The 15,934-nt window shown below is 51.3% G+C and carries 16 protein-coding genes; 14 read left to right on the top strand and 2 right to left on the bottom strand.

The features are described 5' to 3' along the window. Positions 1-47: 47 nt before the first annotated feature. The 5 genes from LI015_RS22550 (at position 48) to ftsZ (ending at position 6,683) form a co-directional block, all read left to right on the top strand. Complete coding sequence (locus LI015_RS22550; protein WP_227126425.1) at positions 48-1,574, top strand: FGGY-family carbohydrate kinase; 1,527 nt, start codon at positions 48-50, stop codon at positions 1,572-1,574. Between the two features lie 138 nt (positions 1,575-1,712). Then, on the top strand, positions 1,713-3,065 hold the full coding sequence (locus LI015_RS22545; protein WP_227126424.1) for a GntP family permease: 1,353 nt from the start codon (positions 1,713-1,715) through the stop codon (positions 3,063-3,065). Between the two features lie 38 nt (positions 3,066-3,103). Beyond that, positions 3,104-3,946, top strand: coding sequence for a class I fructose-bisphosphate aldolase (locus tag LI015_RS22540; protein WP_002567069.1), 843 nt, complete (start codon positions 3,104-3,106; stop codon positions 3,944-3,946). Positions 3,947-3,961: 15 nt separating this feature from the next. Next, positions 3,962-4,918, top strand: a complete 957-nt coding sequence (locus tag LI015_RS22535) for a D-2-hydroxyacid dehydrogenase (protein ID WP_002567070.1) — start codon at positions 3,962-3,964, stop codon at positions 4,916-4,918. Positions 4,919-5,369: 451 nt separating this feature from the next. Then, entirely contained in the window at positions 5,370-6,683 is a 1,314-nt protein-coding gene (ftsZ, locus tag LI015_RS22530; protein WP_002567071.1) for a cell division protein FtsZ, read from the top strand. Between the two features lie 138 nt (positions 6,684-6,821). On the opposite strand, the gene LI015_RS22525 is transcribed toward ftsZ, so the two are convergent. Beyond that, positions 6,822-7,160: a helix-turn-helix domain-containing protein gene (locus LI015_RS22525; protein ID WP_054354211.1), complete on the bottom strand. Its 339-nt coding sequence runs from the start codon at positions 7,158-7,160 to the stop codon at positions 6,822-6,824. A gap of 147 nt (positions 7,161-7,307) precedes the next feature. Then, positions 7,308-7,655, bottom strand: a complete 348-nt coding sequence (locus tag LI015_RS22520) for a helix-turn-helix domain-containing protein (protein ID WP_227126423.1) — start codon at positions 7,653-7,655, stop codon at positions 7,308-7,310. 156 nt (positions 7,656-7,811) lie between these two features. On the opposite strand from LI015_RS22520, the gene LI015_RS22515 reads away from it, so the two are divergent. The 9 genes from LI015_RS22515 to LI015_RS22475 all read left to right on the top strand — a co-directional run bounded on the left by LI015_RS22515 (position 7,812) and on the right by LI015_RS22475 (position 15,928). Continuing rightward, positions 7,812-8,006 (top strand): hypothetical protein, encoded by a 195-nt coding sequence (locus tag LI015_RS22515; RefSeq protein ID WP_002567074.1) that lies wholly within the window; start codon positions 7,812-7,814, stop codon positions 8,004-8,006. A gap of 38 nt (positions 8,007-8,044) precedes the next feature. Then, positions 8,045-9,139, top strand: coding sequence for a DctP family TRAP transporter solute-binding subunit (locus tag LI015_RS22510; protein ID WP_227126422.1), 1,095 nt, complete (start codon positions 8,045-8,047; stop codon positions 9,137-9,139). 76 nt (positions 9,140-9,215) lie between these two features. Beyond that, positions 9,216-9,725, top strand: a complete 510-nt coding sequence (locus LI015_RS22505) for a TRAP transporter small permease (protein WP_054354213.1) — start codon at positions 9,216-9,218, stop codon at positions 9,723-9,725. After that, positions 9,725-11,014: a TRAP transporter large permease gene (locus tag LI015_RS22500; RefSeq protein ID WP_227126421.1), complete on the top strand. Its 1,290-nt coding sequence runs from the start codon at positions 9,725-9,727 to the stop codon at positions 11,012-11,014. The genes LI015_RS22505 and LI015_RS22500 overlap by 1 nt, the downstream gene beginning before the upstream one ends. A gap of 10 nt (positions 11,015-11,024) precedes the next feature. Further along, positions 11,025-11,690, top strand: coding sequence for a class II aldolase/adducin family protein (locus tag LI015_RS22495; RefSeq protein WP_227126420.1), 666 nt, complete (start codon positions 11,025-11,027; stop codon positions 11,688-11,690). Then, positions 11,687-13,213 (top strand): xylulokinase, encoded by a 1,527-nt coding sequence (locus tag LI015_RS22490; protein ID WP_227126419.1) that lies wholly within the window; start codon positions 11,687-11,689, stop codon positions 13,211-13,213. Before LI015_RS22495 ends, LI015_RS22490 begins: the two co-directional genes overlap by 4 nt. Further along, the gene (locus LI015_RS22485) at positions 13,210-14,112 is read left to right on the top strand and encodes a sugar phosphate isomerase/epimerase family protein (protein WP_002567080.1); all 903 of its coding nucleotides are present in this window, start codon (positions 13,210-13,212) and stop codon (positions 14,110-14,112) included. The genes LI015_RS22490 and LI015_RS22485 overlap by 4 nt, the downstream gene beginning before the upstream one ends. Continuing rightward, entirely contained in the window at positions 14,109-14,936 is an 828-nt protein-coding gene (locus tag LI015_RS22480) for a transketolase (protein WP_227126418.1), read from the top strand. Before LI015_RS22485 ends, LI015_RS22480 begins: the two co-directional genes overlap by 4 nt. Then, positions 14,936-15,928, top strand: a complete 993-nt coding sequence (locus LI015_RS22475; RefSeq protein ID WP_227126417.1) for a transketolase family protein — start codon at positions 14,936-14,938, stop codon at positions 15,926-15,928. The genes LI015_RS22480 and LI015_RS22475 overlap by 1 nt, the downstream gene beginning before the upstream one ends. Positions 15,929-15,934 lie beyond the last annotated feature (6 nt).

Raw genomic sequence — 15,934 nt, 5'->3', positions numbered from 1 at the left:
TGATAAGACAACCAAAGTTAAATATCTGAGATTAAGGAGGATAGTGTATGTTTTGTGGAATTGATTTGGGGACTTCCAGTGTAAAGGCCTCTGTTTTTGACGAACATGGGAGACAGCTGGCCTTTTCCAGAAGAGAGATTGATCTGGTACTTCCACAGACAGGGTTGGCGGAGTTGGATCCAGAGAATTATCTGGTAAAGGTATACGAGACATTACGGGATGTGTCGGCACAATGCCATGGGAATATTGCATCAATCGCGGTTTCATCCCAGGCACAGGCAGTGGTACCCATAGACCGTAGGGGGAACCCTCTGTATAACATCATCGTTACAATGGATAACAGAACGCTGCGGCAATACAGATTCTGGAAGGAACACCATGATGAGTGGGAGATATACAAGCGCACCGGCAATGGATTTGCTTCCATTTATACGGTAAACAAGATCATGTGGTTTATTGAGAACAGGCCGGATATCTATGAACAGGCATGGAAATTCTGCTGCGTCCAGGATTATGTGGTGTTTAAGCTGACAGGAGAAGGCCCGTTTATAGACTATTCCATGGCCGGAAGGACCATGATGCTGTCCTCAGAGCGTCCGGAGTGGGACAGCGGTGTATTAGATATTGCAGGAATATCAAAGGACAAATTGTCGGAACCAGTCAGATCCACTGCCACTATAGGAAGGGTGAGGGAGGACATAAGAGCCGGATTTGGCCTGAGCCGGACCTGCCAGGTGGTCCTGGGAGGACACGATCAGGCCTGCGGCGCAGTTGGAAGCGGCGTGATTACGCCGGGTATGGTGATGGATGCCTGCGGCACCGTGGACGCAATGGTTTCGGTTCTGCCTGGCTTTATCATAGACAGGGCCATGCTGGATAACAAACTGCCCTGCTACAGACATGTGGACGGAACCAATTATATTACCATGGCAATCAATACAAACGGGGGATTATTTTTGAAATGGTACAAGAATACCTTCTGTCATGAGGAATCACAGTTATGCGGTGAACAGAACTGTGATATTTATACATATATTATTAAAGAGTGCGCCAACACTCCGGCAGACATATATGTATTACCTCATTTGGAAGGCGCGGGTACACCGGTAAATGATCCGCTATCTCTTGGAGCCGTAATCGGCTTAAGAGTCACTCATACAAAAAAAGATATAACCCGTGCTGTTTTAGATTCCCTGGGCTATGAGATGAAATTAAACCTCTCAGCCATTGAACAGAGCACAGGACAGTCAATCGAAGAGATACGCATGATTGGCGGCGGTGCCAAGTCGCCTAAATGGTTACAGATAAAGGCAGATATATTCAACCGCAGCATCACTGTGTTAGAAACCCAGGAGGCAGCATCCCTGGGAGCAGCCATAACAGGCGCTGTAGGGACCGGTTATTTTGAAGATTTCGGACAAGCCATCCAACATATGGTCCATCCGAAAGAAACATATATCCCCAATCCTGCAATGGTAAAGGAGTATGAAACAAGATTTGAGGAATATAAAAGAATATATCCGGGATTAAAGGATATCAGTCACAGGATATCCAGCCGTACATCTATATACTAATTCTGTTTCCTGGATTTGTCAATTCCATTTTTGTATTCCGAATACAGCGCTTAAAAAAACTTGAAATGTGAGAATTAAGGTATCAGTTGAAACGGGTGGTACTTCTATTAAAGTACGCCCAAAATAGGAGGTTATCATATGAGTGGGATTACATTAGCTGTGAATTTGGCCATATCAATTGCGATCATATTATTTTTAGTCCTGAAGTTTAAAATCAACCCTGTTATATCTATGATACTGGCCAGTCTGTATATGGGGATATCCTGCAGCCTGGGCTTCATGGACACCATTACATCAATCAACAGCGGATTTGGATCTCTGATGACGGGAATCGGCTTTCCCATAGGATTTGGAATCATGATGGGCCAGATACTGGAGGATTCCGGTGCTGCGGAATCCCTGGCAAAATCCATATTAAAGGCGTTCCCCGGTAAGAAGGCGCCCTGGGCTTTGGGGCTTACGGCGTTTCTGTTATCCATCCCCGTCTTTTTTGATGTAACGTTTGTTATTCTGATTCCCCTGGGCATTGCGGTGGCGAAGGAAACGAAACGGCCTTTGGCATATTTTGCAGGGGCAATTGCCATAGGAGGAGTCAGCTCCCAGACATTTGTGCCGCCCACCCCAAATCCCCTGGCGGCTGCCACCATACTTGATTTTGATTTGTCTTATATTATTATTGCAGGAACCATTGTGGGCCTGGCCGCAGCTGTATTCTCCATGTTTGTCTGGTTCAGGATGCTGGACCGCCCGGGATTCTGGGATCCCAATAAGGATGAAACCGGTCTTTTGGATATGGACGCGGCTGTTGTGCACCGGGTGGATCTGCCGTCTCCATGGGCGGCAGTCATACCTATCTGCCTTCCGGTACTGGCGATTCTCATCGGATCCTTCTGGCCAGTGGTAACCGGAAGCGACGCACCGGTGGTTATACAGTTTATTTCCCAGAAAACCATAGCAATCCTTCTGGGCCTGTTGGCTGCCTATATCATATTGCTGAAAAGAATGGGATGGAGCGGACTCAATGAATCAGTGAGTAAGTCCCTGAAGCAGGCAGGCGTGGTGCTGCTGATAACAGGAGCAGGCGGGGCTTTTGGGGCCGTGATACAGGCAACAAATATCGGTGAGGTTCTCATCGCAGGACTGACGGAAGGACAATCCTCCACAATGCTTATATTATGCCTGACATTTGGAATCGGAGTCTTGTTCAGAGTGGCGCAGGGGTCAGGAACCGTTGCTTCCATAACCGCGATGACCATCATGGCTTCCGTGGCTCCGTCCGCAGGCTGTCATCCGGTATATATTGCCCTGGCGGCCCTGGCCGGAGGCAACTTCATAGGTCATGTCAATGATTCCGGATTCTGGGTGGTGACAAACCTATCAGGGGCCAGTGTCACAGGCGGCTTAAAAACATATACATGGAATACCATAACCCTTGCAGGCATGGCATTTATACTTTCATTGGCGGGAGCAACCGTACTGCCGATGGTATGACATCTTAGTATGATAGAAATTGAGAGGAGTATATAATTATGGCAATGTTAGGAAAAGAGGTAAGGATGAGCCGGCTGGTCAATCCTGAAAGCAAAAAGATGATGGCAATTACTGTTGACCATGCAATTTCGAGAGGCATAGCGCCTATGAAGGGCTTACAGCCCATTCAGGAAACCATTGAAAAAATCGTTATGGGAAGGCCGGATGCCATGACCATGACAAAGGGAATCGCGGAACACTGCATGTGGCCCTTTGCCGGAAAGGTGGCCCTTTTGATGAAGGTATCAAACTATTCCCCGGTATCGCCTACCAGGGACACTATATTCGGGTCAGTGGATGAGGCGGTGCGGATGGGAGCGGATGCGGTTTCCATGGGAGCCATGACCCTGGGGGATTTCCAGGGAGAACAGTTTGCTGCCATCGGCAGATTTTCCGAGGAGTGTATGGCAAAGGGAATGCCGCTTATCGGTCATGTGTATCCCAAGGGAGAATCGGTTCCGGCGGACAAGCAGACCTCCTGGGAGAATATAGCATACTGTGTGAGAAGCGCCTGCGAGCTGGGCATGGATATTGTGAAAACAACGTATACAGGTGACCCGGATTCCATGGCCAGGGTGGTGTCGTGTGTTCCGTCCTCTTTCCGGATTGTGATTCAGGGAGGCGACAAATGCAGGACATTGGATGATTACCTGACCATGACAAGGGAAGCCATGGACTGCGGGGTAGGAGGCGTGACAATGGGAAGATTTGTCTGGGAATATGAAGACGTGACAGCCCTGGTTATTGCCCTGCGGTATATGATTCATAAGGGGTATACGGTAAAGCAGGCAAAGGAATTGCTGGCCCAGCTGGAGCATGATAAGAACTATGAGGATTTTTAAGACAGGGGAGACAGGATGAAGATTGTGGTATTGGATGGTTATACAGAGAATCCGGGAGATTTAAGCTGGGAGGGTCTTGAGGCGCTGGGAACATTGACTGTGTATGACAGGACTCCCGGCGACAAGGTGATAGAGAGGATCGCAGATGCACAGGCCGTATATACCAATAAGACGCCCATCACCGGTGAAACCATTGAGAAATGCGCCAACATGAAGTTTATCGGAGTGCTGGCAACCGGTTATAATGTGATTGATATTAAGGCGGCCCGTTCTGCAAACGTAGTGGTTTCCAATATACCTTCCTACGGAACGGATGCAGTTGCCCAGTATGCTGTGGCGCTTTTGCTGGAGCTTTGCCATCATATTGGAGAACATTCGGATTGCGTGAAGGCCGGCGGGTGGAGCCGCAGCAGGGACTGGTGCTTTTGGAAGCATCCCCTGGTGGAGCTTGCAGGCAAGACATTTGGGGTCATCGGCTTTGGACGTATCGGTCAGAGGACCGCAAAAATAGCAGAGGCATTAGGAATGAAGATAGTAGCTTATGATGAACGGCCTGTGAAAGAGCTGGAAGGGGAAAATTTCAGATACGTTTCCCTGGATGAGCTTTTATCCATGTCGGATGTCATAAGCCTCCACTGTCCGCTGTTTCCGTCAACAGAAGGCATTATCAATAAAGATACCATTGCCAAAATGAAGGATGGAGTGAAAATCATCAATACCTCCAGAGGTCCCTTGATTGTGGAGCAGGATTTGCGGCAGGCCCTGGACAGCGGAAAGGTTAGCGGGGCAGCTGTGGATGTGGTGTCAGAGGAACCCATCAGAGAGGATAATCCTCTGCTGGGAGCCAAAAACAGTATTATCACTCCACATATTGCATGGGCTCCCAGGGAGTCCAGACAGCGGCTTATGGATATTGCTGTCTCCAATTTAAAGGCATTTATGGAAGGAAATCCAGTCAATGTGGTGAGTTGAGGATATGCTGAAGGCTTCAGGTTTAAATTCACAGGATAACGTATATTAAGTTTAAAACAGGGGATGGACGGCTGTCTGTTTAGGAGCTGTCCATCCCCTGTATTTGCTTTTTTCCGCATGAAACATATATTGGCAGACAGAGGGCTGCTATTAATTAAGGAAGAAAGTCAAAAAATAGTCCTCCGCCAGTCAGGTTTTTCCTTTTTAGGGCGGTTATCTGCATCTTAGAAAATAGTGGCATGAATCAGGTGTTGTAAAGTAAGCTGGAATTTGGTACAATGTCAATGAGTGTTTCTAAAAATATTAGGAAATGTAAAAAAAGGTGTTGATATTTTTTGTGAAATCAAATATAGTATTAGTTAGACCAGAAATTGATGAGAAATTGACATTGATGATAGAATGAAAGCATGGCTTGAAATGGTAGTAAGGGAATAAAAGGAGGATATGGATCTTGTTAGAGATTAAGATAAATGAGTCAGAGAATGCCGCCAGGATTATAGTCGTAGGTGTGGGCGGCGCAGGAAATAATGCAGTTAACCGCATGATTGACGAAAACATTGCAGGGGTGGAGTTTATTGGCATTAACACTGATAAACAGGCCCTTCAGTTTTGTAAAGCCCCCACTGCCATGCAGATTGGAGAGAAGCTGACCAAGGGACTGGGAGCAGGTGCCAGGCCTGAGGTGGGAGAGAAAGCTGCTGAGGAGAGTTCAGAAGAGATTTCACAGGCCTTAAAGGGTGCTGATATGGTGTTTGTCACCTGCGGCATGGGCGGCGGAACCGGAACCGGAGCAGCTCCAGTGGTAGCCAAGATTGCAAAAGATATGGGGATTCTTACCGTAGGCGTGGTGACCAAGCCCTTCCGTTTCGAGGCCAAGACGCGTATGAGCAATGCCCTGTCAGGTATCGAACAGCTGAAGAACAGTGTCGATACCTTAATTGTGATTCCCAATGACAGGCTTCTTGAGATTGTGGACAGGCGTACCACCATGCCGGATGCACTTAAGAAAGCAGATGAGGTGCTTCAGCAGGCTGTTCAGGGCATTACGGATCTGATTAATGTTCCGGGTCTCATTAACCTGGATTTTGCTGATGTCCAGACCGTCATGATTGACAAGGGCATTGCGCATATCGGTATCGGCAAGGCCAAGGGAGATGATAAGGCCATTGAGGCGGTTAAGCAGGCTGTATCCAGTCCTCTGTTAGAGACTACCATTGAAGGCGCCAGCCATGTCATCATCAATATTTCCGGCGATATCAGCCTGATTGAGGCCAATGAGGCTGCCAGCTATGTTCAGGAACTGGCCGGTGATGAAGCTAACATTATCTTCGGCGCCATGTTTGATGAGAACGCTCAGGATGAGGCTACCATCACTGTTATTGCCACTGGTTTGGACGAGCATGGAGCCAATGCTTCCGTGGCAAAGGCCATGACTGGTTTTACCAGTTTTAAGACAAAGGTACCGGCAGCAGGAGCGCCCGCCGGACAGCAGGCACATGCGGCAGCACCTGAGGCAGCAGCAACAGCGTCTGCACCTTATACCAGCAGACCGGCATCCCAGGGATATTCGACCCACGGCTATAATCCGGCCGGAGGTAGCCAGGGATACACAGCGCCCAAGTATAACCCGAACCAGGGATATTCCGCAGGCGGCAGCCAGAATGCCGGCCAGAATCCTACCCCTGCTCCAAGCCAGCCTTTCAGACCGGCTACCAATAAGGAGATGCAGATTAATATTCCGGATTTCCTGAAGAATAAGAGATAAGTTTCAACCAGATTTGTATATGTTCCGGCTGCCATGAGGCAGCCGGTTTTTTGCTTTTAGTTATCCCTAATAAAAAAGAATGCCGGGACGGTATCTGCTAAAGTACGTTCCAACATTCATCATAGATTTATTTCTTTGTTATTCTTTGCTCTTTTCCTGCAAATCCAGCAGCAGGGCCACCAAATCATCCACTGCTTTTTTTGACCGTTCATTGAGCCTGCCATAGGAGGCCATGAGGTCATTGCCAGACCCAGGGTCCGGCCGGCATGTGTTCTGAACAGGCTCTGTCTCCAAAAGGAAGCTGCCGGTAGTGTTCAGAATCCGGGCCAGCTGCTTCAGTTTAGCCACATCCGGCTGTCGTTTGCCTGTTTCGTATCCGCAGTAGGTGCTGGCTGTCAGGCCTAAGGCGTCCGCTACCTGCTGCTGCGTATACCCCATGGAAACCCTGGCTTTTTTCAGTTGTTCGGAAAATCCCATTATCACACCTCATTTCCGGGCCAACCTCTGGTTGGCGTATTGTCAATTTGTTGATAAAATACATTGACATACTGGCAATTCGCTGATATTATAAATATACATATTGGCAATACGCCAATATATAACAATACGCCACAGGATGGCAGTCTACTGCCGCTTGCCCAGACGCAGTTTCAGCGCTTTGACCGTGTCCAAAAGGAATAGCTGTTCATCCTCTGAGAGTTCCTTGGCAATATTATAGAGTTCCTCCAGCAGTTTTGCGCTTTGAAAGGCCTGGTTTCCGGATTCCATGTCTCCTGTGCCGTCGGTGAGCCATTCTTTATTAATGTTCAGTATCTGGCAGACTGCATTGATGACAATGGCCTGCGGTTCTGTCTTGTTTTTTTCCAGGTTGAAGATGACACCTCTGGATACGCCGATGGTCTGGGCAAGGGAATCCTGGGTATATCCCTTTTGTTTTCGCGCATAGTTGAGTCGTTCTCCCAATGTATTCATTTTTATCACCCCCGCAATCAGTATACAATGAGCAAAATTCATTGTCAATGATTTTTTGGCCGCTTAAGTGCAGGAAAAATATAGTATGTTTCATTGACAGTGAATTCCTTATCTGCTATAATTCATTAATAGAGCAAAAAGAAAGGAGGGATAACATTGACAATGCAAAAGGAAGAAGAACGGCAGAACAGGGTATTAATGGAAATCATTGACAACGCAAAGGAACTTCCGGTGGAAAGCCAGAACCTGCTGCTTATACTTGCCAGGGGAATGGTATTTACGCGTAACTGTATGATGCGGCAGAATGCTGCGGACCAGCCGCGCATGCCGCCGGACGAGCATTCTGCATGAATCATAAAACTATATAATGAAAAAGGAGAGATAAACGTATGAAAAAAAGACTTGTATCACTGTTTCTGGCATTGACCATGACATGGGGACTTACTGCCTGCGCAGGCGGTTCTTCTGCCCCGGCATCAGCCGCCGACCCGGCAGCATCAGCCGATGCGGCTTCGGCCCAGGGGGAGGCAGAGGGTTCCAAGACGGATAACACAGGTACGGATGCCAAGGCCAGCTATACGCTGAATATCGGATCAGCCATGAGCTCCACCAATCCGTCCAGCATTGCCCTGCAGAGCTTTAAAAAGGCGGTGGAGGAGAGGACCGGCGGGGACCTGGCTGTAAACATATATACGGATTCGGCCCTGGGCGGTGAAGCCGACCTTTTGGAACAGGTTACATCCGGTACGGTAGAGGGAATGATGCAGATGGGAGCAGCCAACTGGGAGCCCTATAATTCGGAAGTAAACGTGGCCCTTCTGCCGTTCCTGTTTACATCCCTGGACAATGCCAGGCAAGCCTGGGCCGGTGAGTTCGGCCAGCAGTTCTGCGAAAAGCTTCTGGAGCCAACAGGCGTGACCATTCTGTCTGTGTGGGAGTCCGGCTACCGCCATATGACCAACAACACCAGGCCTATTCTGGCTCCTGCGGATATTGCGGGCATCAAGTTCCGCACCAATGAAAACAGCATGAAGGTCAAGATGTATGAGGCGGTTGGAGGATCGGCTGTTATTATGGCATTTTCCGATGTGTATACAGGCCTTCAGAACAAGACCATTGACGGCCAGGAAAATCCTCTGGCAAACATCTACACCTCATCCCTCCAGGATGTACAGACTTATTTGTCCCTGACCGGCCATATGTATGACGCTGCTCCTCTGGCAGTCAATACCGCATGGTTTGAAACCCTTCCGGAAGAGTACCAGACCATACTGTTTGAGGAGGCTGACAAGGCAAGGGAAGTGGACCTGCAGGAAAATGATGAGTCAAAATACCTGGAATTATTAAAAGAGGCAGGTATGGAAATCAATGAGGTGGATAAGGAAGCGTTCCAGGAGGCAATGTCAGGCATCTGGGAAGAGTTTGCTTCCCAGTACGAGGACGGACAGTATTGGATAGACCTTGCTACTTCCTTTAATAAGTAGGTATCCGCAAGTACCGGGGGACGGCCCGGCCGTGCCCCGGTTTTGCCACAGAACAATATGAAAAAGGAGGTAAAAAATGGTCCTGAAATTAATAGACAAGGTAAAATTCCTTCTGCGCATTTTAAGCTGCGTCACGGTGTGTACCCTGACCATCATCATAGGAATACAGGTGGTGAACCGGTATGTGTTTGGAACTTCATTTACATGGGTGGAGGAGCTGGCAGGCATGGCCATGGTTTACATTACATATTTCGGCGCAGCCATGGCCACCATCAATAACAGCAACACGCGGATAGACTTTTTTATCCGCAAGCTCCCCGGACCTGTGTACCGCGGTTTTGAGATTCTGGATGACTGTATCTGTATTGCGTTTCTCCTGGTAATCTGCCGCTATGCGGCAAAGCTGGTGGGCACCAATCTCAATGCCCTTTCAGCAGCTATGAAGATACCTCTTTCCGTCAATTATGTGGGTGTACTGAGCGGCTGTGTACTGATGATTCTTTTTTATGTGCTGCGTCTCTGGATTGATGTGGAGAAGTTAAGGGGAAGAAACATGGATTATGTGGAGGAGGAGCTGAGTCGATAATGAATACTGGATTAATTGTTTTGTTTGTTGTGTTGGGAATCTGTCTGCTGATTGGACTGCCTGTGGCTTTTTCCATCGGCATCAGCTGTATGGCCCTGCTGACCGTCAATGGCTATCCGCCTCTGGATATCGTTGTCCAGCGCATGGCCAGCGGCGCCAAATCCTTTAATATGATGGCAATGCCTATGTTTATTTTTGCCGGTTCCCTGATGGTATACGGCAGTACGCCCCGCCTCATGCGGTTTGCCAACATGATGCTGCGGAAAATGCCGGGCGGACTGGGGGCCACGGCACTTGCAGCCTGCGGATTCTTCGGCGCGGTCTCAGGGTCCGGTGTGGCAAGCGCTGCGGCTATCGGCAAGATCATAGGACCTGAGATGCTGGAGCAGAAATACCCAAGGGGACTGACCGTGGGACTGATTGCGGCTGGAGGAACCATGGCATGCATCATTCCTCCAAGCATTGTAATGGTGGTCTATGCATCCTCCTCCGGAGCGTCGGTGGGAGATATGTTCCTGGCCGGCTTTGTGCCGGGATTTATCTGCATCCTTGCCCTAATCGGGCTCAATACCTTTTTTGCCGTAAAAAGGGGAAACAAGGAGAACGTTGAGAAAACAGATTATACGGCAAAGGAAAGGCTCAGGATTACAGGAGATGCCCTGCTTCCGCTTTTAATGCCTATTTTCGTGCTGGGCGGTGTGTTTTCAGGTATCTGTACCGCCACAGAGGCATCGGTGGTGGCTGTCATCTATTCCTTTATCCTGGCAGTGTTTGTGTACCGGGAACTGACGCTGCGGGAGTTTTATAAGGTGGCGGCGGAAAGCGTTGTCACCACAGGCGTTATCATGCTGATTATCTCGGTTGCCACGCCTTTCGGGTGGATTATGTCCATACAGAATGTGCCCACCCTGTTTGCGGGCTGGCTGCTGTCCATTACATCCAGTAAGTTTTTAATCATGGCATTCATATTCCTGCTTCTTTTGCTGCTGGGAACCTTCATGGAGACCATGTGCATCATTATTCTGGTGACGCCTATCCTTCTGCCCATTGCCCAGACCCTTGGAATGGGAGTGGTCCACTATGGAGTTTCCATGCTGATGGCGCTGATGGTAGGCTCCCTGACCCCGCCTCTTTCCGTTAACCTGTTTACATCCTGCAGGGTGCTGAATGTAAAGTATGACGAGGCGTTTCCGGATACCCTGTGGGTTATTCTGACTGTGACGGCCTGCGCCCTGCTCACCTTTGCGGTGCCGGGAATCACGGAGTTTCTGCCGGCCATCTTAAAGTAAGGAGAACCATATGGATATGGACAAAAAGAATATGCTGGAACGTGTGGTAAAAGCTGCCCGCAAAGCGTATATGAAAGGATTTGCCGCGGGCAGCGGCGGCAATGTGAGCATACGGATTCAGGGGCAGGTGTATATATCTCCAAGCGGAATCTGCCTGGGTGATTTGACGCAGGAGGACATGATAATGCTGGAGGCAGATGGTTTTGCGCCTCCCGCAGATATGTCGGATTCCGACAGGCGGCGTCCCTCCAAGGAGGCCGGAATGCATCTGGCGTGCTACAGGAGCCGCCCGGACATCCTGTGCCTGTTTCATCTGCATTCCCCCTATTCCATTGCAGCTGCCTGCCTCAGGCAGGGAAACGGGAGTCTGGCCACGGGCATGCCTGCCTACACTCCGGGATACGCCATGCGTGTGGGAAGGATTCCTGTGGTTCCCTATTACCGTCCCGGAAGCCGGGAACTGGCCGAGGCTGTGTCTGACGTGATTTGCAGCCGGGACAGCCTTCTGCTGGCAAATCACGGCATGGTGGCTGCGGGAAAAAGCCCGGAGGCAGTGCTGGCCGCTGCGGAGGAGATTGAGGAGAACGCGCATCTTACCATACTTTTGGGAGACCGGGGAATTCCCCTTGATGAAGAACAGACAGAGGCGCTGTTTCGGGCAGGAGGAACTGTATGATGCATAAGGACCTGTTATTGGGAATAGACGTAGGCACCACCGGAACAAAATGTTCGGTATATGATTTTAACGGAAAACGGGTGGCCTCTGCTTACCGGGAATATCCTATGCTCCATCCCCGGCCCGGATGGACCGAACAGGACCCTTCCCGGTGGTGGGACGCAGTGTGCTGCAACCTGCAGACCATATTTCAAAGCCAGGACATAGATAAAAACAGGTTTGCGGCGGTGGGGACCAGCAGCACCAACGCAGTGTTTCTGGCGGACCGGCAGGGGCAGCCTTTGTGCAATGCCATCAGCCTCCATGACCAGAGAAGCGGTCCCCAGGTGGAATGGCTGAAGGAGAATATCGGTGAGGAGCGGATCCGCGCTCTGGCCGCAAACCGCATTGCCAACGGCTCCTTCAGCCTTCCGGCCCTGCGGTGGCTGGTTGAGAACCGGCCGGATTTGATAAAGGGAGCACATAAGCTGATGGTGCCCTGCGGCTATGTGATTCAAAAGCTCACAGGGGAGTTTACCATGAACCGGCCGCGCATGAGCCTGACCCTTATGGCGGATATCCGCACCGGCCAATGGGATACAGAGATTGCAGAACAGACAGGCCTGCCTGCCCGGCTGCTGCCGAGTCCCTGCGGTTCCGCTGAAATCGTGGGCACTGTGACCCAATGGGCGGCCTCCATGACAGGACTGGCTGCGGGAACGCCGGTTACAGGCGGCACCATTGACACGGTAGCGGCCACCATAGGGGCAGGCGCTGTGGATGAGGGGGATTTCGCCCTGACCATAGGCAGCAGCGGAAGGCTTTGCAGCATTGCGGGACAGCCTATGGAGGATCCAAGGCTGCTGAACCTGTACGGGGCCTATGACGGACAGTACATCATTGTCCAGTCCACCAACAATGCCTGTGTGTCCCTGCGCTGGTTCAGGGACACATTCGGAAGGGAGGCAGCCAGGCAGGCCCAGGCAGCCGGGTGCGGTATATACCCATATCTGGACCGTCTGGCGGACACTGCCCCGGCCGGGGCCGGAGGCCTTATATGGCTTCCCTATCTGGCCGGGGAGCAGAGCCCTGTCTGGGATACACGGGCCAGGGGCGTGTTTTATGGGGCCGGGCTGGAGACAGATTACCCATCCTTTATAAGGGCTGTCCTGGAGGGAGTGGCATTTTCACAGCGCCACTGTCTGGAAGTGGTCCTGGACCGGGCTGCCAGACCGGATATCATACCCCTTGGCGGCGGCGCGGCCAACAGCCCTCTGTGGTGCCGGATATTTGCCGATGTGCTGGGAATTCCTGTGGCCCGGCTCCGGTCCAATGAGACAGAGACCCTGGGCGATATCATCATCGCTGCCCAGGCTATGGGAATCCATGAGATTGCGCCGGACTTTGGAAAGGTGCTGGCAGCGGACGGCGAGGTGTTTTGGCCCGATGATGTCCGGGCTTGTGTATATGACAGACAGTACCGGGTTTACCGGGAACTGTACCAGGCGTTAAAGCCTGTATTCGCGGGAGGAGGAGAGCAATGAAATTATGTTATCAGGCAGCCACGCCCGACGTGGCCATAGCGGATTCAGTGACAGCGTACCAGGGGCCTCTGGCAAAAACCTTTGGGGACCTGGGCGCCCTGGGATACGACGGGGTAGAGCTGATGACCCTGAATCCGGGAAAGCTGGACTGGAGGGAAGTGAAGGAAACTGCTGAGGAAAACAATCTGTCCGTGGTGCTGGTGTGCACAGGCGAGATCTTCGGACAGCTGGGATTGAGCTATACACACCCCCACCGGTCCCTACGCCGGGAGGCCGTGGAGAGGACAAAGGAAATCATTGATTTTGCCGGTTACCTGGGGGCCAATGTCAATATAGGGAGGATACGCGGGCAGTACTGCAGGGAACTGGACAGGGAGGAAACCATTGAACTGGCTCAGAACGCGTTTACCGAGCTGGCTGACTATGCAGCCCCTAAAAATGTGGACATTGCCCTGGAGACAGTGACCATCATGCAGACCAACTTTATCAATACCCTGGCGGAGGGAGCTGCCATGGCAGACCGGGTGGGACGGCCTAATTTCCGGCTCATGATGGATATTTTTCACCTGAATCTGGAGGAAAAGGATTTGTATGAGGCCATCCGTACATACAGCAGTTACAACATTCACGTACATCTGGCTGACAATAACCGGCGCTATCCGGGCCAATGCGGCCTGGATTTTGAGAAGATTCTGACGGTCTTTCGGGAGTGCGGTTATGACGGCAATTACTGTACCGAGATATTCCAGCTTCCGTCCATGGAGGAAGCTGCCAGGGAATCCATCCGGTATCTGAGGCCCATTGCCGACCGGGTTTACGGCGGAAACACACACTGCAATGAAGCAGGCCGGAACAAGGATGGCAGAGGACGCAGCCGTAAGGAGGGGATGCAGATATGAGAGAGGAACGAAAGGAAACACTTCAAAAGCTGTGCCTTGTATTCCGCAACAAGCTGATTGATCTGCTGTACAGTGTCCAGACAGGCCATCCCGGGGGATCGCTGTCCTGCACGGAGATATTGACAGCGCTTTACTATGAGCTGATGGATGTGGACCCCATGAACCCGGAAAAGGAGGACCGGGACCATCTGATACTGTCAAAGGGTCACGGGGCGCCCATGCTTTATCTTGTCCTGGCCCACAAGGGATTCTTTCCCCTGGCGGAGTTAAAGAACCTGCGCCAGACGGGAAGCATGCTCCAGGGCCATCCCTGCGTACATAAGACGCCTGGGGTGGAGCTTTCCACCGGACCGCTGGGACTGGGATTATCCGCAGGACTGGGAATGGCCCTGGGATCCAGGCTTAAAGGGTATGATTCCTACACATATGTAATCATGGGGGATGGGGAAATACAGGAAGGATGCGTATGGGAGGCAGCCTTGTCAGCGTCCAAATTCAAGGCGGACCATCTGATAGGTATTCTGGACAACAACGGGGTACAGTTGGACGGCACCCTGGAGGATATCATGCCCATGGGTGATATAAAGGCCAAATGGGAGGCGTTCGGATGGAATGTGATTCCCTGCGACGGCCATGATGTGGAGGACATATGCAGGGCCGTGGAGGAGGCTAAAATGACGGCAGACAAGCCATCCCTGATACTGACAAAGACAGTGAAGGGAAAGGGCGTTTCCTTCATGGAGGGCAAAAATACCTGGCATGGAAAAGCCATTGGAGACCAGGAATACGCACAGGCAAAAGCAGAACTGGGAGGTGACCGGTAATGGGAGAGATGACAGCAATCCGCGATGCCTACGGAGCGGCGCTTAAAGAATTGGGGGAACAGGATGTAAGGATCGTGGGACTGGAGGCTGATGTGGCTTCCTCCACAAAAAGCGGTATATTTGGAAGTGCGTTTCCTGAGCGGTATTTTAATGTGGGAATCAGCGAGTTAAATATGGTGTCCATGGCGGCCGGACTTGCCAGGACCGGTTTCATTCCCTTTGTTAATACCTTTGCCGTGTTCCTGACCACCAGAGGTGCGGACCCGGTCCAGAGCCTCATTGCCTATGACAGCCTGAATGTAAAGCTGTGCGGCGCTTACTGCGGCCTGTCTGACTCCTATGACGGAGCCAGTCATCAGGCCATAACGGATATGGCATTTGTAAGATCCATACCGAACATGACAGTCATAGCCACGGCAGACGGGACGGAGACAAGAAAGGCTGTGTTTGCCATTGCAGAGCATCAGGGACCGGTTTATCTGCGCCTGAGCCGTGCGCCGGCTCCGGTGTTTTACGGGGACAATATGAGGTTTGAGATTGGAAAGGGTATCCGCGTCAGGGAGGGGAATGACGTGTCCATTATCACCACGGGAACGCTTCTGCACAACGCAATCCGGGCAGCCCTGCTCCTGGAGCAGGAGGGCATCCAGGCAGCGGTGGTGGACATGCATACGGTAAAGCCCATTGACCAAAATCTGATTCTGGAATGTGCAGAACAGACAGGAGCCATCGTGACAGCGGAGGAACACAGCATATACGGCGGCCTGGGCAGCGCAGTGGCAGAGGTGCTGGCAGAGCACTGTCCGGTTCCCATGGAGCGGATCGGCGCAGTGGATTTCGCCGAGTCAGGGGATTACGGCCAGCTCATGGAAAAGTACGGATATGGCCCGGAATCCATTGCGCAAAGATGCAGGGCCGTGATGCGGCGTAAGCAGGACAATGGGACGGGCAGGCTGCCTGAAAGGATACTGCGGCCCTTTGATATGCCCTGAGGCCCA

This window comes from Enterocloster sp. 210928-DFI.2.20 (assembly GCF_020554465.1).
GTDB classification, from domain to species: domain Bacteria; phylum Bacillota; class Clostridia; order Lachnospirales; family Lachnospiraceae; genus Enterocloster; species Enterocloster bolteae.
This window is presented reverse-complemented; position numbering and strand designations above follow the sequence as displayed.